Source organism: Thioalkalivibrio sp. AKL17, assembly GCF_000377885.1.
GTDB classification, from domain to species: Bacteria; Pseudomonadota; Gammaproteobacteria; order Ectothiorhodospirales; family Ectothiorhodospiraceae; genus Thioalkalivibrio; species Thioalkalivibrio halophilus.
Window position 1 is genome coordinate 150,746 of the sequence record NZ_KB898766.1, and the last position, 17,280, is coordinate 168,025.

11 protein-coding genes and 1 tRNA gene are annotated in these 17,280 nt (G+C 68.1%); 4 read left to right on the forward strand and 8 right to left on the reverse strand.

All coding sequences use genetic code 11. The annotated features are described in order from the left end of the window. Positions 1-25 precede the first annotated feature (25 nt). The 8 genes from D577_RS0106835 to aroB all read right to left on the reverse strand — a co-directional run bounded on the left by D577_RS0106835 (position 26) and on the right by aroB (position 13,743). Positions 26-102, reverse strand: a tRNA-Ile gene (locus D577_RS0106835). A gap of 120 nt (positions 103-222) precedes the next feature. Beyond that, entirely contained in the window at positions 223-2,106 is a 1,884-nt protein-coding gene (rpoD, locus tag D577_RS0106840; RefSeq protein ID WP_018946780.1) for an RNA polymerase sigma factor RpoD, read from the reverse strand. Positions 2,107-2,300: 194 nt separating this feature from the next. After that, positions 2,301-4,118 carry a DNA primase gene (gene dnaG, locus D577_RS0106845; RefSeq protein WP_026288957.1) on the reverse strand — a complete coding sequence of 606 codons (1,818 nt, stop codon included), beginning with the start codon at positions 4,116-4,118 and terminating at the stop codon, positions 2,301-2,303. Between the two features lie 208 nt (positions 4,119-4,326). Next, positions 4,327-4,923 (reverse strand): Uma2 family endonuclease, encoded by a 597-nt coding sequence (locus D577_RS0106850; RefSeq protein WP_018946782.1) that lies wholly within the window; start codon positions 4,921-4,923, stop codon positions 4,327-4,329. 166 nt (positions 4,924-5,089) lie between these two features. Continuing rightward, positions 5,090-9,550 carry a glutamate synthase large subunit gene (gltB, locus tag D577_RS0106855; protein WP_018946783.1) on the reverse strand — a complete coding sequence of 1,487 codons (4,461 nt, stop codon included), beginning with the start codon at positions 9,548-9,550 and terminating at the stop codon, positions 5,090-5,092. 137 nt (positions 9,551-9,687) lie between these two features. Continuing rightward, on the reverse strand, positions 9,688-11,463 hold the full coding sequence (locus D577_RS0106860; protein ID WP_018946784.1) for an SPOR domain-containing protein: 1,776 nt from the start codon (positions 11,461-11,463) through the stop codon (positions 9,688-9,690). A gap of 5 nt (positions 11,464-11,468) precedes the next feature. Beyond that, a complete protein-coding gene (locus tag D577_RS0106865; protein WP_018871001.1) occupies positions 11,469-12,656 on the reverse strand; it encodes a deoxyguanosinetriphosphate triphosphohydrolase in 1,188 nt (395 codons plus the stop codon). Beyond that, positions 12,646-13,743, reverse strand: coding sequence for a 3-dehydroquinate synthase (gene aroB, locus D577_RS0106870; RefSeq protein ID WP_018946785.1), 1,098 nt, complete (start codon positions 13,741-13,743; stop codon positions 12,646-12,648). The genes D577_RS0106865 and aroB overlap by 11 nt, the downstream gene beginning before the upstream one ends. A 187-nt stretch (positions 13,744-13,930) precedes the next feature. On the opposite strand from aroB, the gene rpsU reads away from it, so the two are divergent. From rpsU to hemE, 4 genes are all read left to right on the forward strand, one after another. Next, entirely contained in the window at positions 13,931-14,146 is a 216-nt protein-coding gene (gene rpsU, locus D577_RS0106875) for a 30S ribosomal protein S21 (RefSeq protein ID WP_018870999.1), read from the forward strand. A gap of 68 nt (positions 14,147-14,214) precedes the next feature. Next, the gene (locus D577_RS0106880) at positions 14,215-14,664 is read left to right on the forward strand and encodes a GatB/YqeY domain-containing protein (RefSeq protein ID WP_018870998.1); all 450 of its coding nucleotides are present in this window, start codon (positions 14,215-14,217) and stop codon (positions 14,662-14,664) included. 107 nt (positions 14,665-14,771) lie between these two features. Then, a complete protein-coding gene (locus D577_RS0106885) occupies positions 14,772-16,181 on the forward strand; it encodes an FAD-dependent oxidoreductase (protein WP_018946786.1) in 1,410 nt (469 codons plus the stop codon). Between the two features lie 7 nt (positions 16,182-16,188). After that, entirely contained in the window at positions 16,189-17,250 is a 1,062-nt protein-coding gene (gene hemE / locus D577_RS0106890; protein WP_018946787.1) for a uroporphyrinogen decarboxylase, read from the forward strand. Positions 17,251-17,280 lie beyond the last annotated feature (30 nt).

A 17,280-nucleotide genomic window follows, 5' to 3' on the forward strand; every position in this document is an offset into this window, starting at 1 on the left:
CCTGCCCGGCGCGAGCGCAAGCGAGTGGTGGGCCCGGTCGGACTCGAACCGACGACCAAGGGATTATGAGTCCCCTGCTCTAACCAACTGAGCTACAGGCCCGGGTGCTCGGGTGGGTTCGCAGCGGGGCCGCAAACGGATGCGGCGCCATTCTACCCCGAGGGGGCAGGGCGCCGCATAGTGGAGGGGCGGCCCGTCTGCGGGACGGGCGCGAGGTACCGGTTATTCGGCGTCCATGTAGGTGCGCAGCAGTTCGGCGCGGGTCGGGTGGCGCAGCTTGCGCAGGGCCTTGGCCTCGATCTGGCGGATGCGCTCGCGGGTCACGTCGAACTGCTTGCCGACCTCCTCCAGGGTGTGGTCGGTGTTCATGTCGATGCCGAAGCGCATGCGCAGGACCTTGGCCTCGCGCGGGGTCAGCGTGGACAGGATCTCGCGGGTGGCCTCGGTGAGGCTTTCCTGCGCGGCGGACTCGGTCGGGGAGGCGACCTTTTCGTCTTCGATGAAGTCGCCCAAGTGGGAGTCCTCGTCGTCGCCGATCGGGGTCTCCATGGAGATCGGTTCCTTGGAGATCTTCATCACCTTGCGGATCTTGTCCTCGGGCATCTCCATGCGCTCGGCCAGCTCTTCCGGCGTGGCCTCGCGGCCCATCTCCTGCAGCATCTGGCGGGAGACGCGGTTGAGCTTGTTGATGGTCTCGATCATGTGCACCGGGATGCGGATGGTCCGGGCCTGGTCCGCGATGGAGCGGGTGATGGCCTGGCGGATCCACCAGGTGGCGTAGGTCGAGAACTTGTAGCCGCGGCGGTATTCGAACTTGTCCACCGCCTTCATCAGGCCGATGTTGCCTTCCTGGATCAGGTCGAGGAACTGCAGGCCGCGGTTGGTGTACTTCTTGGCGATGGAGATGACCAGGCGCAGGTTGGCCTCGACCATTTCTTTCTTGGCGCGGCGGGCCTTGGCCTCGCCGATGGACATGCGGCGGTTGATCTCCTTGATCTCGGAGATGCTGAGGCTGGCCTCGCGCTCGATCTCGGCCAGTTTCTTCTGCGTGCGCACGATGTCGTCCTCGAGATCACCGAGGGCGTTGACGTACTTGCCCTTGCCTTCCTTCTGGACTTCCTGGATCCAGTTGAGGTTGGTCTCGTTGCGCGGGAAGCCGTCGATGAAGGTCTTGCGCGGCATATGCGCCTGGTTCACGGCCATGTCCATGATCCGGCGTTCGTGCTTGCGGATCCGGTCGATGGTCGTGTGCAGTTCCTGGGTCAGCTGGTCGACCACGCGCGGCACCAGCTTGAACTCCATGAAGTACTTCGCGGTTGCCTCGCGCGCGGTGGCATACGCTTCCATGTCGCCGGCCTCGAAGGCGGCGTGGGCGCGGGCGTGCAGTTCGCGCAGTTTCTCGAAGCGCTGGCGGGCTTCTTCCGGGTCGGGGCCGTTGTCCACCGGTTCGCCGGCCTCTTCGTCGGCTTCGTCCACGGCCTCGGAGATGGCGTCCAGTTCGGGCGAGGCGGCCTCTTCCTTCTTCGGCTGAGGCTGCTCCTTGACGTCGACCTCTTCGGCCAGGCCACGGGCGACGGCCTCGCCATTGGTGCCGTCGGGCTCGATGAAGGACACCACCAGGTCGGTCAGGCGGCTGCCGTTCTCGACGATCTGGTCGTAATCCTTGATGAGCTTGTCGATCGCACCGGGATGGTGGGCCAGCGCGAACAGGACCTGCATCAGGCCCTCTTCGATGCGCTTGGCGATGCGGATCTCGCCCTCGCGGGTGAGCAGCTCCACGGTACCCATCTCGCGCATGTACATGCGCACGGGGTCGGTGGTGCGGCCGAAGTCGCTGTCGGCGGAGGCCAGCGCGGCGACCGCGTCCTCGGCGTCTTCGTCGGCGGACACCGAGCCGTCGGACAGCAGCAGGCTGTCGGCATCGGGCGCCTGTTCATGGACCTCGATGCCCATGTCGTTGATCATCGCGATGATGTCTTCGACCTGATCGGAGTCGATGATGGTTTCGGGCAGGTGGTCGTTCACCTCGGTATACGTGAGGTATCCCTGCTCCTTGCCCTTGGCAATGAGTTCCTTGAGCTGGGATTGCTGCTCTTCACGGTTCATCGCGATCTGATCTCCGAGGTTCGTCGTTCGGCTTCGAAAAGTGAACCCTGCATTATAGCAGAAGTGTCTTATATTGCTCGCCCCGTGAGGCGCGCGAAAAATGGTTCGTGCAATCAAGTGGATGCGGGCACGAACGGGGATTTCAAGGGGCCATGGGTTGCGGCTGCGGCTGTGGCTGCGGCGCGGTCTCGCCTTCAGCCCTGCAGGATGGAGGTGAGACGCGCGAGTTCGTCGCGTTGTTCCGTATCCAGACTCCCGGAAGCGGTGAGTTCACGCATGCGTTCGCGGCAGTGGCGCCGCAGCAGCTGGTCGGCAGCGTCCAGTGCGACCTGACGGGTCATCCCGTGTTCGCCGTCGTGCAGCTCGGCGCTGGCCAGCGACAGCAGGCGTTCGAAGCGCGGGTGTTCGCGGAATCGTTCCAGCAGCCGCGCGGTATCCGGCCGCGGCTGCTCGCCCAGGGCTTCCAGCAGTCGGCCGAGGGTGCCGGAAGCCTCGCCGCTGGCGGCCGCCAGCTCGCGCAGGGCGGGTGTGTCCCAGTCCAGTTCCGGGTGCTGCAGGATGCGCGCGAGCAGTGCGGCCCACAGCGACGAGCTGCGGCGACCGCCGGCGCCGGCCGGCTCGCTCCGTGAGGGGGTGCCGGCCGGTGGCCGGGCGGTCATCTCCGGGTCGTGGGCCGGCGGGGCGTTGGCCCCCGACGCGGGTCCGGGCCCGCGTGCGGAACCGGCGTCGGCGGAGGCGGCAGCCTGCAGCTGTTCCTCCAGGCGCTCGCGTGGGAGGTGGCTCTCCTCGGCGACGCGTTCGCACAGCAGTTCGCGGAACAGCGGATCGCGTGCGGTGGCGATGCGGCGCACCGCGGCGTGGGCGAAATGCGTGCGCCCCTCGGCAGTCTCGGTGGGGTGCTCTTCGCGCAGCAGCCGCACCAGGGCCTCGGACAGCGGCAGGGCCTGTTCCAGCAGCCGTTCCCAGGCGGCGAGGCCCTCGCGGCGCACCAGGCTGTCGGGGTCGTCGCCCTCGGGCAGGAAGAGGAAACGGACTTCACGCATGCCCTGCATCACCGGCAGTGCCTGTTCCAGCGCGCGCGAGGCGGCGCGGCGTCCGGCGGCGTCACCGTCGAAGCACAGGGTCAGGTGGCCGACCTGGCGGAACAGCACGTCGAAATGGCTGCGCCCCAGGGCCGTCCCCATGCAGGCGACGGCCTGGTGGTAGCCGCTGCGGGCCAGCGCGACCACGTCCATGTACCCCTCGACCACCACCAGGTGATCCAGCCGGGTCTGCGCGCGGCGGGCCTCGAACAGGCCGTAGATGGTCTGTCCCTTGTGGAAGACCGTGCTCTCGGGACTGTTGAGGTACTTGGGCTCGCCGTCGTCGATCAGGCGCCCGCCAAAGCCGGTGACACGCCCGCGCCGGTCGCGAATGGGAAACATGATGCGGGCGCGGAAACGTTCGCGCAGGTCGCCGTTGTCGCGGCGCGCGGCGAGGCCGGCATCCACCAGCTGCTGCGGGGAGAAGCGCTCCGACAGGGTCTGCAGCAGGCCCGATTTCGGCGCCCAGCCGAGGCGGAAATCGCGGGCGGTGGAGCCGTCGATGCCGCGGTTCTTGAGATAGTCGACCGCGCGCGGGGTCTCGCGCAGCTGGCGGACGTAGTAGTCCGCGGCGGCCTCCAGCGCGGCGTACAGTGGCCCGGTGGTGTCCTGGCGCGGGCCGTCGTCGTTTTCGCGCGGGACCTCCAGGCCAGCCTGTTCGGCGAGCTGTTCCACCGCCTCGGGAAAGCTGAGGTTCTCGTAATCCATCAGGAAACCGATGGCAGTGCCGTGCACGCCGCAGCCGAAGCAGTGGTAGAACTGCTTCTGCGGGGATACGTAGAACGACGGGGTCTTTTCGCCGTGGAACGGGCAGCATGCGGCGTATTCGCTGCCGGCCTTCTTGAGGCTGACGCGCCGGCGCACCACCTCCACGATGTCGGTGCGCTCGAGCAGCTCGTCGATGAATGCCTGCGGGATACGGCCTGCCATGGTCCTCGTCGCCGGACGGGGGAGTCCGCCCCGGGGCCGGGGCGTGGCCGAGCATGATACCGCGCCCGCATCCGCAGGGACCATTGGCCCGCCGGAGATAGCGGTTGGAGCGCCGTATCGCGCAGAGGGCTGCGCTCCTACCCCCCACCCACACAGGGGGCGGGCCCGGGCCGTGGGAGGCCGGCCCTCCGGCCGATCAGGCGCGGGGTCAGCGGTATGGCGGGGCGGAGTCCTCGGCGACGGCGTCGGGGTCGATGCCGGTGTAGAGCTCCTCCACGGGCAGGCTCCATTCCAGCTCGGGGAGCTCCAGGCGGTCCTCGGCGCCGAGGTATTCCGCGGCCCAGCCGGCGTTTCGCCGATAGACCTGGACCGCCGGGCGCTGCTGCTCGACGATCAGGTAGGTGGCGAGGCTGTCGAGCCGGGTATAGGCCAGCAGTTTCTCCCGACGGTCGAGGCGTTCGGTGGCCGGCGAGGCCACCTCGGCAATCACCCGAGGCCGCTCGAGATAGTAGCGGTGACGGTCGTCCGGGTCGCAGCCGACCATGACGTCGGGATAGTAGAACAGCTCGTCGTCACCCAGGCGCAGATGCACCTTCATGTCGGCCATGAAGGTCTGGCACGGACCGCCGCGCAGGGCGGCGTGCAGGGCAGCGAACAAGTTTCCGGCAATCAGGTTGTGATTGCGGCTGGCCCCGCCCATGGCATAGACGGTGCCGTTGACGTATTCGTGCCGGATCTCGGTCTCCAGCTCTCCCTGCAGGTATTCGTCCACCGGCGTGAACGCCCGGGCGTTGGCCATTCCCATCGGCTGCCTCCGTACCACGAATGCCGTGACTGCCTCCCAGTATTGCGCTGCGGGCAGGCCGCGTCCAGTGGCGCACGATGCCGCCCGGGCGTGACGGCTCCGCCCGCAAACAGAACGGGCCCCTTGCGGGGCCCGTGACAGGTCAACGTCCGTTGGCCGGGCCCGCTCAGGCCGCCTGGCGCAGGTTGGCCAGCAGACCGCTGAGTTCGGCGGCCTTGGGTTTGACCAGCCAGAAGGAGCCCTGCCAGCTGTCGAACTGTTCGAGGATCTGGCGGCCCCAGGCGCTGTCCGTCTCGTGCACGAACTCGGTGATGAGTTCCTCGAGATAGTTGCGATGGGCCTCCATGTCCTCGGTGTCGAGGCGGTGCAGGTCGATCAGCTCGTTGTTGATGCGGTCGGGGAAGTCGTTCTCCCGGTCGAGCACGAAGGCGAAGCCGCCGGTCATTCCGGCGCCGAAGTTGACCCCGGTGCCACCCAGGATGGTCATCACGCCGCCGGTCATGTATTCGCAGCCGTGGTCGCCGATGCCTTCTACCACCGCGATGGCCCCGGAGTTGCGCACGCCGAAGCGCTCGCCGGCCTGGCCGGCGGCGAACAGCTTGCCCCCGGTCGCGCCGTACAGGCAGGTGTTGCCCATGATGGTGGTGTCCTGGCTGGCAAAGCCCGAACCTTCCGGCGGGCGGATCACCAGCTTGCCGCCGGTCATGCCCTTGCCGACGTAGTCGTTGGCGTCGCCTTCCAGGTACAGGTGCAGGCCGCCGGCGTTCCAGACGCCGAAGCTCTGCCCGGCCGTGCCCTGCAGGCGTACCTGCAGCGGGGCTTCGGCCATGCCCTGGTTGCCGTGGCGCCGGGCAATCTCGCCGGACAGCCGCGCGCCGATGGAGCGGTCGGTGTTGCTGCACTTGTAATGGTGCTCGCCACCGGCCTTGTTTTCGATGGCGTCGAGCATGTCGGCGACCATCTTTTCTGCCAGCTCGGCCTTGTCGAACGGCTCGTTCTTCGGCTCCTTGCAGAAGCGCGGCTTGTCGTCGAGGTCGCCGGTCTCCAGCAGGCGGTCGATGGCCAGGTGCTGCTGCCGGGGCGTTTCGCCCGGCAGGACTTCGAGCAGGTCGGTGCGGCCGATCAGGTCGGTCAGGCTGCGCACGCCCAGCTTCGCCATCCACTCGCGGGTCTCGCGGGCGACGAACTGGAAGTAGTGCATGACCATCTCGGGCAGGCCGATGAAGTGGTTCATGCGCAGCACCTTGTCCTGCGTGGCGACACCCGTCGCACAGTTGTTCAGGTGGCAGATGCGCAGGTACTTGCAGCCCAGCGCGACCATCGGGCCGGTGCCGAAGCCGAAGCTCTCCGCACCGAGGATCGCGGCCTTGATCACGTCGAGCCCGGTCTTCAGGCCGCCGTCGGTCTGCAGGCGCACCTTGTCGCGCAGGTCGTTGCCGCGCAGGGTCGCGTGGGTCTCGGCCAGGCCCAGTTCCCAGGGCGTGCCGGCGTACTTGACCGAAGTCAGCGGGCTGGCGCCGGTGCCGCCGTCGTAACCGGAGATGGTGATCAGGTCGGCATAGGCCTTGGCCACGCCCGCGGCCACGGTGCCGACACCGGCCTCGGAGACCAGCTTCACCGAGACCAGCGCATCCGGGTTGACCTGCTTGAGGTCGAAGATCAGCTGCGCCAGGTCCTCGATGGAATAGATGTCGTGATGCGGCGGCGGCGAGATCAGGGCCACGCCCGGATTCGAATAGCGCAGCTCGGCGATCATCTTGTTGACCTTGTGGCCCGGCAGCTGGCCGCCTTCGCCGGGCTTGGCGCCCTGGGCGACCTTGATCTGCAGCACCTCGGCGTTGACCAGATAGTGCGGGGTCACGCCGAAGCGGCCGGAGGCCACCTGCTTGATCTTGGACATGCGCTCGGTGCCGTAGCGGGAGACGGCCTCGCCGCCCTCGCCGGAGTTGGAGCGCCCGCCGAGGCGGTTCATCGCGGTGGCGAGAGCCTCGTGGGCCTCCGGCGACAGCGCGCCCAGGCTCATGCCGGCGGAGTCGAAACGCGGCAGGATGTCGGCCTCGGACTCGACCTCGTCGACTTCGATCGGCTCGATGTCCTCGCGCGGCTTGAGCAGGTCGCGCAGGGTCGCCACCGGACGTTCGTTCACCAATGCCGCGTATTCCTGGTACACCCCGTAGTCACCGGACTGCACCGCGCGGTGCAGGGTCTGGATCACGTCCGGATTGTAGGCGTGGTATTCCCCGCCGTGGATGTACTTCAGCAGCCCGCCCTGGCGCGGCGCCTTGCGTGGATTCCAGGCGCGCTGTGCGAGGATGTCCAGGTCTTCCTCGATATCGGCGAAGCGGGTGCCCCGGATGCGGCTGGTGCTGCCCTTGAAACAGGTCTCCACGACCTCGTCCGCGAGGCCGACGATCTCGAACAGCTGGGCCCCGCGGTAACTGGCGATGGTCGAGATGCCCATCTTGGAGAGGATCTTGAACAGGCCCTTGTTGATCCCCTTGCGATAGTTCTGCGCCAGGGTAAGGGCGTCCACCCCGGGGATCTCCCCGGATTCGCTCATGCCGTGCAGCGCGGAGTAGGCGAGATAGGGGTAGATCGCGGTCGCGCCATAGCCGATCAGTACCGCGAAGTGGTGCGGGTCGCGCACGGTGGCGGTCTCGATGACGATGTTGGCGTCGGTACGCAGGCGCGCGGCGATCAGGGCGTGATGCACCGCGCCTACCGCCAGCGGCGCGGGGATCGGCCGGCGCTCGCTGTCGATCGCGCGGTCGGACAGGACGAGGATCACGGCGCCATCGCGCACGGCCCGGACCGCATTTTCGGTCAGCTGCTTGATCGCCGATTCGAGGTCGAGGCTCTGGCGGTCGTAATTGAGGTCCAGCCGTTCCACGCGGAAGGCATCTTCGGTCTGATTGCACAGCTCGCGGAACTTCACCTCGGACAGCACCGGGGAATCCGCCACCAGCCGGTGGGCGTGTTCCGGGGTTTCCTCGAACAGCCCCTGCTCGCGGCCGAAGCAGGTCTCCAGCGACATCACGATGCTCTCGCGCAGCGGATCGATCGCCGGGTTGGTGACCTGGGCGAACTGCTGGCGGAAGTAGTCGTACAGCGAACGGGTCTGCTGCGAGAGCACCGCGAACGGGGTGTCGTCCCCCATCGAGCCGACGGCCTCCTGGCCGGCCTCGGCCAGCACGCGCAGGACCTGGTCGCGCTCTTCGAAGGTGACGTCGAACAGTTTCTCGTAGGTCTCCAGACGCGCCGCCGGCATGGGTTCGCCGGAGAACAGCTGATTGTCATCCAGCTGGCTCTTCAGGTGATGCACCTGCGCGCGCAGCCACTGGCGGTAGGGCTGACGCTTGCGGTTGATCTGGTCGATGTCCTCGGGTTGCAGCAGCTCGCCGGTTTCGGTGTCCACCGCCAGCATCTGCCCGGGCTTCAGGCGGCCCTTGGCGACCACGTCCTCGGGGGCGTAGTCGTACACGCCGATCTCCGAGGCCAGGGTGATGTGGCGGTCCTTCGTGATGACGTAGCGCGCCGGGCGCAGGCCGTTGCGGTCCAGGGTGCAGCCGGCGTAGCGGCCGTCGGTCAGCACGATGCCGGCCGGGCCATCCCAGGGCTCCATGTGCATGGAGTTGTACTCGTAGAACGCGCGCAGATCCGGGTCCATGTGCGCGACGTTCTGCCACGCCGGCGGGACCAGCAGGCGCATCGCACGGAACAGGTCCATGCCGCCGGCCAGCAGAACCTCGAGCATGTTGTCGAGGCTTTGCGAATCGGAACCTTCCAGATTGACCAGCGGTTCCAGCTCGGCCAGTTCGGGAAGCAGTTCGTTGGCGAACTTGTGCTGGCGCGCGACCGCCCAGTTGCGGTTGCCCTGCACGGTGTTGATCTCGCCGTTGTGCGCGAGGAAACGGAACGGCTGAGCCAGGCCCCACTGCGGCCAGGTGTTGGTGGAGAAGCGCTGGTGGAACACGCAGATCGCGGTTTCCAGCTCCGGGCGCTGCAGGTCGGGGTAGAACACCGGCAGGTTGGCCGGCATCACCAGACCCTTGTACGACAGTACCCGCGCCGACAGGCTCGGCACGTAGAACACCGGGTCCGAAGCCATCGCCATCTCCGCGCGCCGCCGCGCGACGTACAGGGCGCGTTCGAAGGCGTCGCCGTCCATCTCCCCCGGGGCGTTGACGAACAGCTGGAGGATGTGCGGCTGGGTGCGCAGGGCTTCCGCCCCGCACGCTTCGGGGTCGACCGGGACTTCGCGCCATCCGGCCAGGGTCAGGCCGCCGCGGTCGAGGGCGTCTTCCACCGCGGCGCGGGTCTCGGCGATCGCCTCGGGGTTGATGAACACCAGGCCGGCAGCGAAGCGTTCCGCCAGCGCGATGCCGGCTTCATCCGCGAGCTGGCGCAGGAACGGTTCGGGGGTCCGCATCAGCAGGCCGCAGCCGTCGCCGGTCTTGCCGTCGGCGGCGATCGCGCCGCGATGTGTCAGCCGTTCGAGAGCCCGTATTGCAGTTTCCAGTACCCAGTGACTGGCCTGCCCGTCCATGTGTGCGATGAGGCCGAATCCGCAATTGTCGCGTTCGAATTCGGGGCGATGGAGGGTGCCGGTCAGTCGGGTCTGCTGCATCGATAGGCCTCCGGTCGTGGTGCGTATGCACCAGGCTGGAAAAAGGGGCGCAGGAATATACCGGAATGATCGTGTTCCGGCAAACCGGAGGGTGCAATTACACGCGCAGGTGGAGTGGACAGCCTTGCCCGGGGGGGTCAGCGGCGGGCCGCCTCCTGGACCGAACCGATGGAGCGAATCCAGGTGCCGGCGTCCCGGGCGCTGTCCGGCAGCTCGGCAGCCGCCTGTTCCGCAGCGCCCCGGTCGGGGAAGGCGCCGGCGAGGATCACGACGTAGTCGTTCCCGCCCGTGCGGGTGGGGATGTAGCGGATGCCACCGAGGTTGTGGCGCTCGGCATATTCGCGCGCGGTGTCCATGTCCGGCGCGGCCACCAGCTGGATGGTCATGCGCGAGGCATCCTGACCCTCGAGCCATTCCAGGTCGCCTTGCAGGCGCTCGTCGTCGCCCTCGGCGTCGGCCAGGGCTTCGGTGGTCTGATCGGCCGGCTCCGGCTCCGGCTCCGGCTCCGGCTCGGGTTCCGGCTCCGGCTCCGGTTCGGGCTCCGGCTCGGCTTCGGGGGGCGGGCCCGGCTCTTCCGGTGTCTCCGCCGGTTCGTCGGTGGCTGGCGGGGGCAGGATGGGCTCCGGTTCCAGCCGAGCGATCTCCGGTGACGGCTCTTCCGCTTCGAGGGGCGGATCCGGGGCCGCTTCCCGCTCGTCCGGGCGTTCCGGCAGGGGCAGTTCCACCCGTTCCTCGTGTTCCGGGGCATGCTCGGGCGAGCCGGTCAGCAGTTGCCAGAGCAGCGGCGCGGCGATCCCGAAGGCCACGGTGGCGGCTACGGCGGGAACGAACCAGCGCTGGTTCCAGAACGGTTGTGCTTCGGCCGGTGCGAGAGCCGGCTCCTCCGCTGTCGTTTCCGCGTCGGCGTCCGAGGCGTCGCGCTCGCCGCGCAGGGCGAATGCGGCCGGAGTGAAATCGTCGCCGTCGCGGCTCGCGCGGAGGCTTTCTCCGGGGGCGGGTTCGGCTCCGGATGGAGCACCGGCCTGCTCCTCGGGGCGGGTGCCGGACGGCGCCGCTCCGGATGGCGACGCGGATTCCGCAGCATCCCGCGCATCCCCGGCATTGGCGGTGGCTGCCTGGCCGGCGGACGCGCCCGCGGGGGGCGCAGTCGTGCCCGGTGTCGGGCGACATTTCGCTTCCAGCAGGATCCGCGCCTCGCGGTTGAGGGCGCCCGCGAGCCCCTGGCTGTCGGTCTGCAGGCGCTGCACGGCCTCGCGCGGGAGTAGTGCATCCGGGTCTTCGGCGCCGGCGGCCAGCAGGCGATGACGCAGGTAGGCGGCGGTCTGTTCGAGGTTGAACGCGCGCAGGCTCAGGCGGGTCAGCTGGTCCTCGTCTCCCGGGTCCGGCAGGTACAGGCGGCGGCGCAGGAGTCCCGCGCCGCCGACCAGTACGATGCGCGGTGCGCGACCATGCTGCTCGAGGATCTCCGAGCGCATGCGCAGCAGGTTGTTGACGATGTCGGTGCCCACCAGGTGGGCGTCGTCCATCGCGATCACCGGTACGAATCCGTCGACCACCCGCTGGGCGAGCAGTTCGGTCAGCGAGCGATCGGGGTCATCCGCGTTCTGCGAGCGCAGGTAGTTGCGGATGGTCAGGTCTACCGACTCGAAATGGGTGTTGATGCGTGCCTTGAAGGCGATGAGTTCGTAGCCCTCGGGCAGCATGCCGAGCAGGCGCATCAGCTGCAGGCTGCGGCCGGAGCCGTTGTCGCCGGTCAGCAGAACCACGGCACCGGGGTGCTCCAGAGCCTGTCGTGCGGATTCCAGGACACCGTCCAGCAGCGGATCGGTGTACAGGAAGTCCGCGTCGGGCACCTCCGCGAACGGGTCGGTGCGCAGGCCCAGCTGTTCCAGGCATTGGTCGCGGAGTGCCATGGCGGTCAGGTCAGGGTGCCGAGGTCGAACAGGCGGTGATGTTCGCGGATGGCGTGACGGTCGGTCATGCCGGCGATGTAGTCGGCGATGGCGCGTTGTTGTCCATGCGGATCATCCTCGCTCAGGGCGCGGGCGTGGCGCTGGTAGTGCTCCGGCATCAGGCGCGGGTCGCGGTCGAAGGCGGCGAACAGGTCAAGGATGATCTGGCGCGCCTTGTGCATTACGCCATGGACCTGGTGATGCCGGTAGAGGTTTTCCCGCAGGAAGGTCTTGAGCGTGCGGTTGCGTTCGGCCATCTCCGGGCTGAAGCGGATCAGCGGACCGCTCTCCGCGCGCACGGCGTCGATCGATTCCGGGCTGCTGCTCTCGATCGCGTGGCGGCTGGTGGTGACCAGGTCCTGGACCAGGGTGTCGATCATGCGCCGCACGGTTTCGTGCTGTACGCGGCGGGCCTCCAGCCTCGGGTAGCGCGCGCGCACCGCGTCGAGGCAGTCGCGGAACAGCGGGACTTCCATCAGCTGGTCCAGCTGCAGCAGGCCGGCGCGCAGGCCGTCGTCGACATCGTGATTGTTGTAGGCGATCTCGTCGGCGACGTTGGCCAGCTGGGCCTCCAGCGATGGCTGGCCGCGCTGCAGAAAGCGCACGCCCACCTCGCCCAGGATGCGGGCGTCTTCCGGCGAGCAGTGCTTGAGGATGCCCTCGCGGGTCTCGAAGGTCAGGTTGAGGCCGTCGAAGTCGGCGTAATGCGCCTCGAGGTGGTCCACGATCCGCAGCGACTGCAGGTTGTGTTCAAAGCCGCCATGTTCGCGCATGCAGTCGTTCAGGGCGTGCTGCCCGGTGTGGCCGAACGGGGTGTGGCCCAGGTCATGGGCCAGCGCGACCGCCTCGGTGAGGTCTTCGTTGAGGCCCAGGGCGCGGGCGACGGAACGCCCGATCTGCGCGACCTCCAGCGAATGCGTGAGGCGGTTGCGGAACAGGTCGCCCTCGTGGCTGATGAATACCTGGGTCTTGTACTCCAGGCGGCGAAACGCGCTGGAATGCACGATGCGGTCGCGATCACGCTGGAACTCGCTGCGGTGGCGCGGGGCGTCTTCCGGATGCCGGCGGCCGCGTGTCCGCTCCGGGTCGGCCGCCCACGGGGCGAGGCCGACGCCGTTCGGGGTGCGGGCGATCGAGGCGGTCTCAGGCGGCACGGGCGGTCTCGTCGAGGGTGTGTTGCAGCGCGTGGTCGTCGAACTCGGCGGTCAGTTCGGCGGCGCCCAGCCCGCGCAGCAGCACCAGCCGCAGGCGCCCTTCGCTGACCTTCTTGTCGATCCCCATCAGTTCGCGGAAGCGGGTGGCATCCAGTTCCGCCGGCGGGTGGGTGTCGAGGCCGGCGCGGTGGATCAAGGCCTCGGCGCGCGCGGCGTCGGCCGGCTCCAGCCAGCCCATGCGCGCGGACATCCGGGCGGCCATGGCCATGCCGGTGCCTACCGCCTCGCCGTGCAGCCAGGCGCCATAGCCCATGCCGGTTTCAATGGCGTGCCCGAAGGTGTGGCCGAGGTTGAGCAGGGCGCGGCGGCCGGATTCGCGTTCGTCCGCGGCGACTACTTCGGCCTTGCAGGCACAGGAGCGGCGGATGGCGTGGGCCAGCGCCTCGGGTTCCAGGGCGAGCAGGCGGTCGAGGTGTTCTTCCAGCCAGGCGAAGAAATCCGCGTCCTGCATCAGGCCGTATTTGATGACCTCGGCCAGGCCGGCGCGCAGTTCCCGCGCCGGCAGGGTCTGCAGGCTGTCGGTGTCGATGATCACGGAGCGTGGCTGGTGGAAGGCCCCGATCATGTTCTTGCCCAGCGGGTGGTTGACCCCGGTCTTGCCGCCCACGGAGGAGTCGACCTGCGCCAGCAGGGTGGTCGGGACCTGAACGAAGTGGATGCCGCGCTGGTAGATCGCGGCGGCGAAACCGGCGATGTCGCCCACCACGCCACCCCCCAGCGCGACGATGCGGCTGCCGCGGTCGAAGCGGGCCTCCAGCAGCCGGGTCAGGATCTGTTCGACCGTCGCCAGCGTCTTGTGCGATTCGCCGTCGGGCAGCTCGATCCACAGGGGCTCGCCGCGCACTCCGGCCGCGGTCAGGCTGGCGCGCAGGCGCTCGCCATACAGTGGCCCCACGGTACTGTTGGTGACGACTGCGACCCGCCGCCCCTCCAGCACCGGAGCGAAATGCTCGGCCCGCGCGGCCTCGCCGGGGCCGATGTGGATCGGGTAGCTGCGTTCGCCCAGTTCGACGTTCAAGATTTCCATGGAGTCATCATAGCGTGCACGTCGCGTGCTCGTAAGTCAGGCTCGTGAACCTGTGCGTCGAATCACGGGACTTTTCCAAAGGGGCTGTCCTGGATTATCATGCTCCGTTCTGCATGGCGGGCGTGTGCGCCGGCCATGGCTTAACGTACACCGTTTCGTCGAAACCAATGCTGTAACCGGAGATTGTATGCCGCACGTTCGAGTCCGCGAAAACGAACCCTTCGAGGTTGCCCTGCGCCGTTTCAAGCGCACCTGTGAAAAGGCCGGCGTGGTGGCCGAAGTCCGCCGCCGCGAGTACTACGAGAAGCCCACGGCCGAGCGCAAGCGCAAGGCGGCCGCCGCGGTGAAGCGGCAGCTGAAGAAGAATTCGCGCGACATGACCCGTCGGCCGCGGCTGTACTGAACCCCGCGGAGCCCCGGCCCGACCGGGCCCGTGGCTCGCGCATGAATCCTTGCGAGGAGGGATGCCGAATGTCGCTGAAGGCCCGGTTGCAGGATGACGTGAAACAGGCCATGCGGGCCCGGGAACGGGACCGCCTGGCGATCCTGCGTCAGATTCAGGCGGAAATCTCCCAGTTCGAAGTCGACGAGCGCCGCGACGCGGACGACGACGCCGTGCTCGCGATCCTCAACCGCATGCTCAAGCAGCGGCGCGATTCCATCGAACAGTACCGTCAGGGCGGGCGCGACGATCTCGCCGACCGTGAGGCTGCGGAGATCGCCGTGGTGGAGGCCTACATGCCCGAGCCGCTCGACGACGCCGCGCTGGATGCGGTGATTGCCGAGGTCATCGCCGAGACCGGGGCCGAGGGCCCGGGTGACATGGGCCGGGTGATGGGCGTACTCAAGCCGCGGGTGTTCGGGCGTGCCGACATGGGCGCCGTCAGCGGCAAGGTCCGCGCAGCACTGGGGAAATCTTGACCCCGGACGGGCCCGTGTCAAATGTAGTCCTCGTATGACCTGCCGCGCCGGTGCCGGGCCCTCCGGCCGTTGTGGCCCCGACCCCGTTTCGTTGGAGCGACTGACCCATGGCGACCAATCCGATGCAGTTCCTGGACCTCCCGCGCCAGGATCCCCAGAAGACCCCCGCGGAAATCCGCATCCACGAGTTCGGCGAGATCATCGGCCAGTTCGATCCCGCCACCGCCGGCCAGCAGGCCGGGCGCTGCCTGGCCTGCGGCAATCCCTATTGTGAGTGGAAGTGCCCGGTCCACAACTTCATCCCCAACTGGCTGAAGCTGGTCGAGGAAGGCAATCTGTTTGCCGCCGCCGAGATGTCGCACAAGACCAATTCCCTGCCGGAGGTCTGTGGCCGGGTATGTCCGCAGGACCGCCTGTGCGAGGGTGCCTGCACCCTGAATGACGGTTTCGGCGCGGTCACCATCGGTTCGGTGGAGAAATACATCACCGACGAGGCGCTGAAGGCCGGCTGGCGGCCAGATCTGTCGGATGTGGTGCCGACCGGCAAGCGGGTCGCGGTGATCGGCGCCGGGCCGGCCGGTCTCGGTTGTGCCGACATCCTCGCGCGCAACGGTGTCGAGGCGGTGGTCTATGACCGTTACCCCGAGATCGGCGGGTTGCTGACCTTCGGGATCCCCCCGTTCAAGCTGGAAAAGAACGTGATCCGCACCCGTCGGGAACTGCTCGAGGGAATGGGCGTGGAATTTCGCCTGAATACCGAGATCGGCCGCGACGTGGAGTTCCAGGCGCTGCTGGACGAATACGACGCGGTCTTCCTCGGCATGGGGACCTACAACGCGATGCAGGGCGGTTTCCCCGGTGAGGATCTGCCCGGGGTCTATCCGGCCCTGCCGTTCCTGGTGTCCAACATCCGCGAAGTGATGGGCTGGGAGCACGACGAGAACGGTTTCGTCGACATGGCCGGGCAGCGGGTCGTGGTCCTCGGCGGCGGCGACACCGCAATGGACTGCAACCGCACCTCCATTCGCCAGGGCGCCACCTCGGTGACCTGTGCCTACCGCCGTGACGAAGAGAACATGCCGGGCTCGCGCAAGGAGGTCGTCCATGCGCGCGAGGAGGGCGTGCAGTTCGAGTTCAACGTGCAGCCGCTCGAGATCGTGGGCGACGACAAGGTCGAGGGCGTGAAGGTCGTGCGCACCCGGATGGGTGCACCGGACGAGCGTGGCCGGCGGCGTCCCGAGCCGGTGCCGGGTTCCGAGTACGTGATTCCCGCCGACCGCGTGCTGGTGGCTTTCGGCTTCCGCCCGTCACCATCCGACTGGTTCGGCGAACACGGCATCGACATCGACGAGGGCGGCCGCGTCCGTGCGCCGGAATCCGGCCGGCACGCCTTCCAGACCGCCAACGAGAAGGTCTTTGCCGGCGGCGACATGGTCCGCGGCTCCGACCTGGTGGTCACCGCCGTCTTCGAGGGCCGCCAGGCCGCCGAAGGCATTCTTGAATACCTCGGCGTCTGAGGACTGCATGGCCCAGGAACTTGAAAACGACCGCCTCCTGCGGGCACTGGCCCGCGAACCGGTGGATCGCCCGCCCGTCTGGATCATGCGTCAGGCCGGTCGCTATCTGCCCGAGTACCGCGAGACGCGGGCGCAGGCCGGCAGCTTCATGAGCCTCTGCCAGAATCCGGAGCTGGCCTGCGAAGTCACCATGCAGCCACTCCGCCGTTTTCCGCTGGATGCCGCCATCCTGTTTTCGGACATCCTCACCATCCCCGATGCCATGGGGCTGGGTCTGTACTTCGAGACCGGCGAGGGACCGAAATTCCGCGATCCGGTGCGCAGCCCGGAAGCCATCGAGCGGCTGCCGGTCCCCGACCCGGAGGATTCGCTGGGCTATGTGACCGATGCGGTGCGTCTGATTCGGCGCGAACTCAACGGCCAGGTACCGCTGATCGGCTTCGCCGGCAGCCCGTGGACCCTCGCCACCTACATGGTCGAGGGGGGCAGCTCGCGCGATTTCGCCGAGACCAAGCGCCTGCTGTATGGCGATCCGCAGGCCATGCATGCGTTGCTGCAGAAGGTGGCCGACGCGGTCACCGAGTACCTGAATGCGCAGATCCGCGCCGGGGCTCAGGCGGTCATGGTCTTCGATACCTGGGGAGGTGCGCTGACACCGCGCAGCTACCGGGAATTTTCGCTGGCGTACATGCAGCGCATCGTCGACGGCCTGATCCGCGAGAACGAAGGCCGTCGCGTCCCGGTGACCCTGTTCACCAAGGGCGGCGGGGCCTGGCTGGAGGCGCAGGCCGCCACCGGCGCGGATGGCCTGGGGCTGGACTGGACGACGGAGATCGGCGAAGCCGCGCAGCGCGTCGGCGACCGTGTCGCCCTGCAGGGCAATCTCGATCCCTCCGTGCTGTATGCCCCGGAAGCCGTGGTGCGCGAGGAGACCCGGCGTGTTCTTGACGGCTTCGGTCGCGACACCGGCCATGTCTTCAATCTCGGGCACGGCGTGCACCCGGCGATCGATCCGGATCGTGTGGCGGCGATGGTCGACACGGTGGTCAATTACCGCCGCGCCAACTGAGCCGGGAACGGCACCGAATCACCCCTCCCG

Bases quoted from the DNA above. Each gene is read 5' to 3' on its own strand.
- D577_RS0106885 (WP_018946786.1), top strand. From the start codon at position 14,772: ATGGCGACCAATCCGATGCAGTTCCTGGACCTCCCGCGCCAGGATCCC.
- gltB (WP_018946783.1), bottom strand. From the start codon at position 9,550: ATGCAGCAGACCCGACTGACCGGCACCCTCCATCGCCCCGAATTCGAA.
- D577_RS0106850 (WP_018946782.1), bottom strand. From the start codon at position 4,923: ATGGGAATGGCCAACGCCCGGGCGTTCACGCCGGTGGACGAATACCTG.
- D577_RS0106880 (WP_018870998.1), top strand. From the start codon at position 14,215: ATGTCGCTGAAGGCCCGGTTGCAGGATGACGTGAAACAGGCCATGCGG.
- D577_RS0106860 (WP_018946784.1), bottom strand. From the start codon at position 11,463: ATGGCACTCCGCGACCAATGCCTGGAACAGCTGGGCCTGCGCACCGAC.
- hemE (WP_018946787.1), top strand. From the start codon at position 16,189: ATGGCCCAGGAACTTGAAAACGACCGCCTCCTGCGGGCACTGGCCCGC.
- aroB (WP_018946785.1), bottom strand. From the start codon at position 13,743: ATGGAAATCTTGAACGTCGAACTGGGCGAACGCAGCTACCCGATCCAC.
- rpoD (WP_018946780.1), bottom strand. From the start codon at position 2,106: ATGAACCGTGAAGAGCAGCAATCCCAGCTCAAGGAACTCATTGCCAAG.
- rpsU (WP_018870999.1), top strand. From the start codon at position 13,931: ATGCCGCACGTTCGAGTCCGCGAAAACGAACCCTTCGAGGTTGCCCTG.
- dnaG (WP_026288957.1), bottom strand. From the start codon at position 4,118: ATGGCAGGCCGTATCCCGCAGGCATTCATCGACGAGCTGCTCGAGCGC.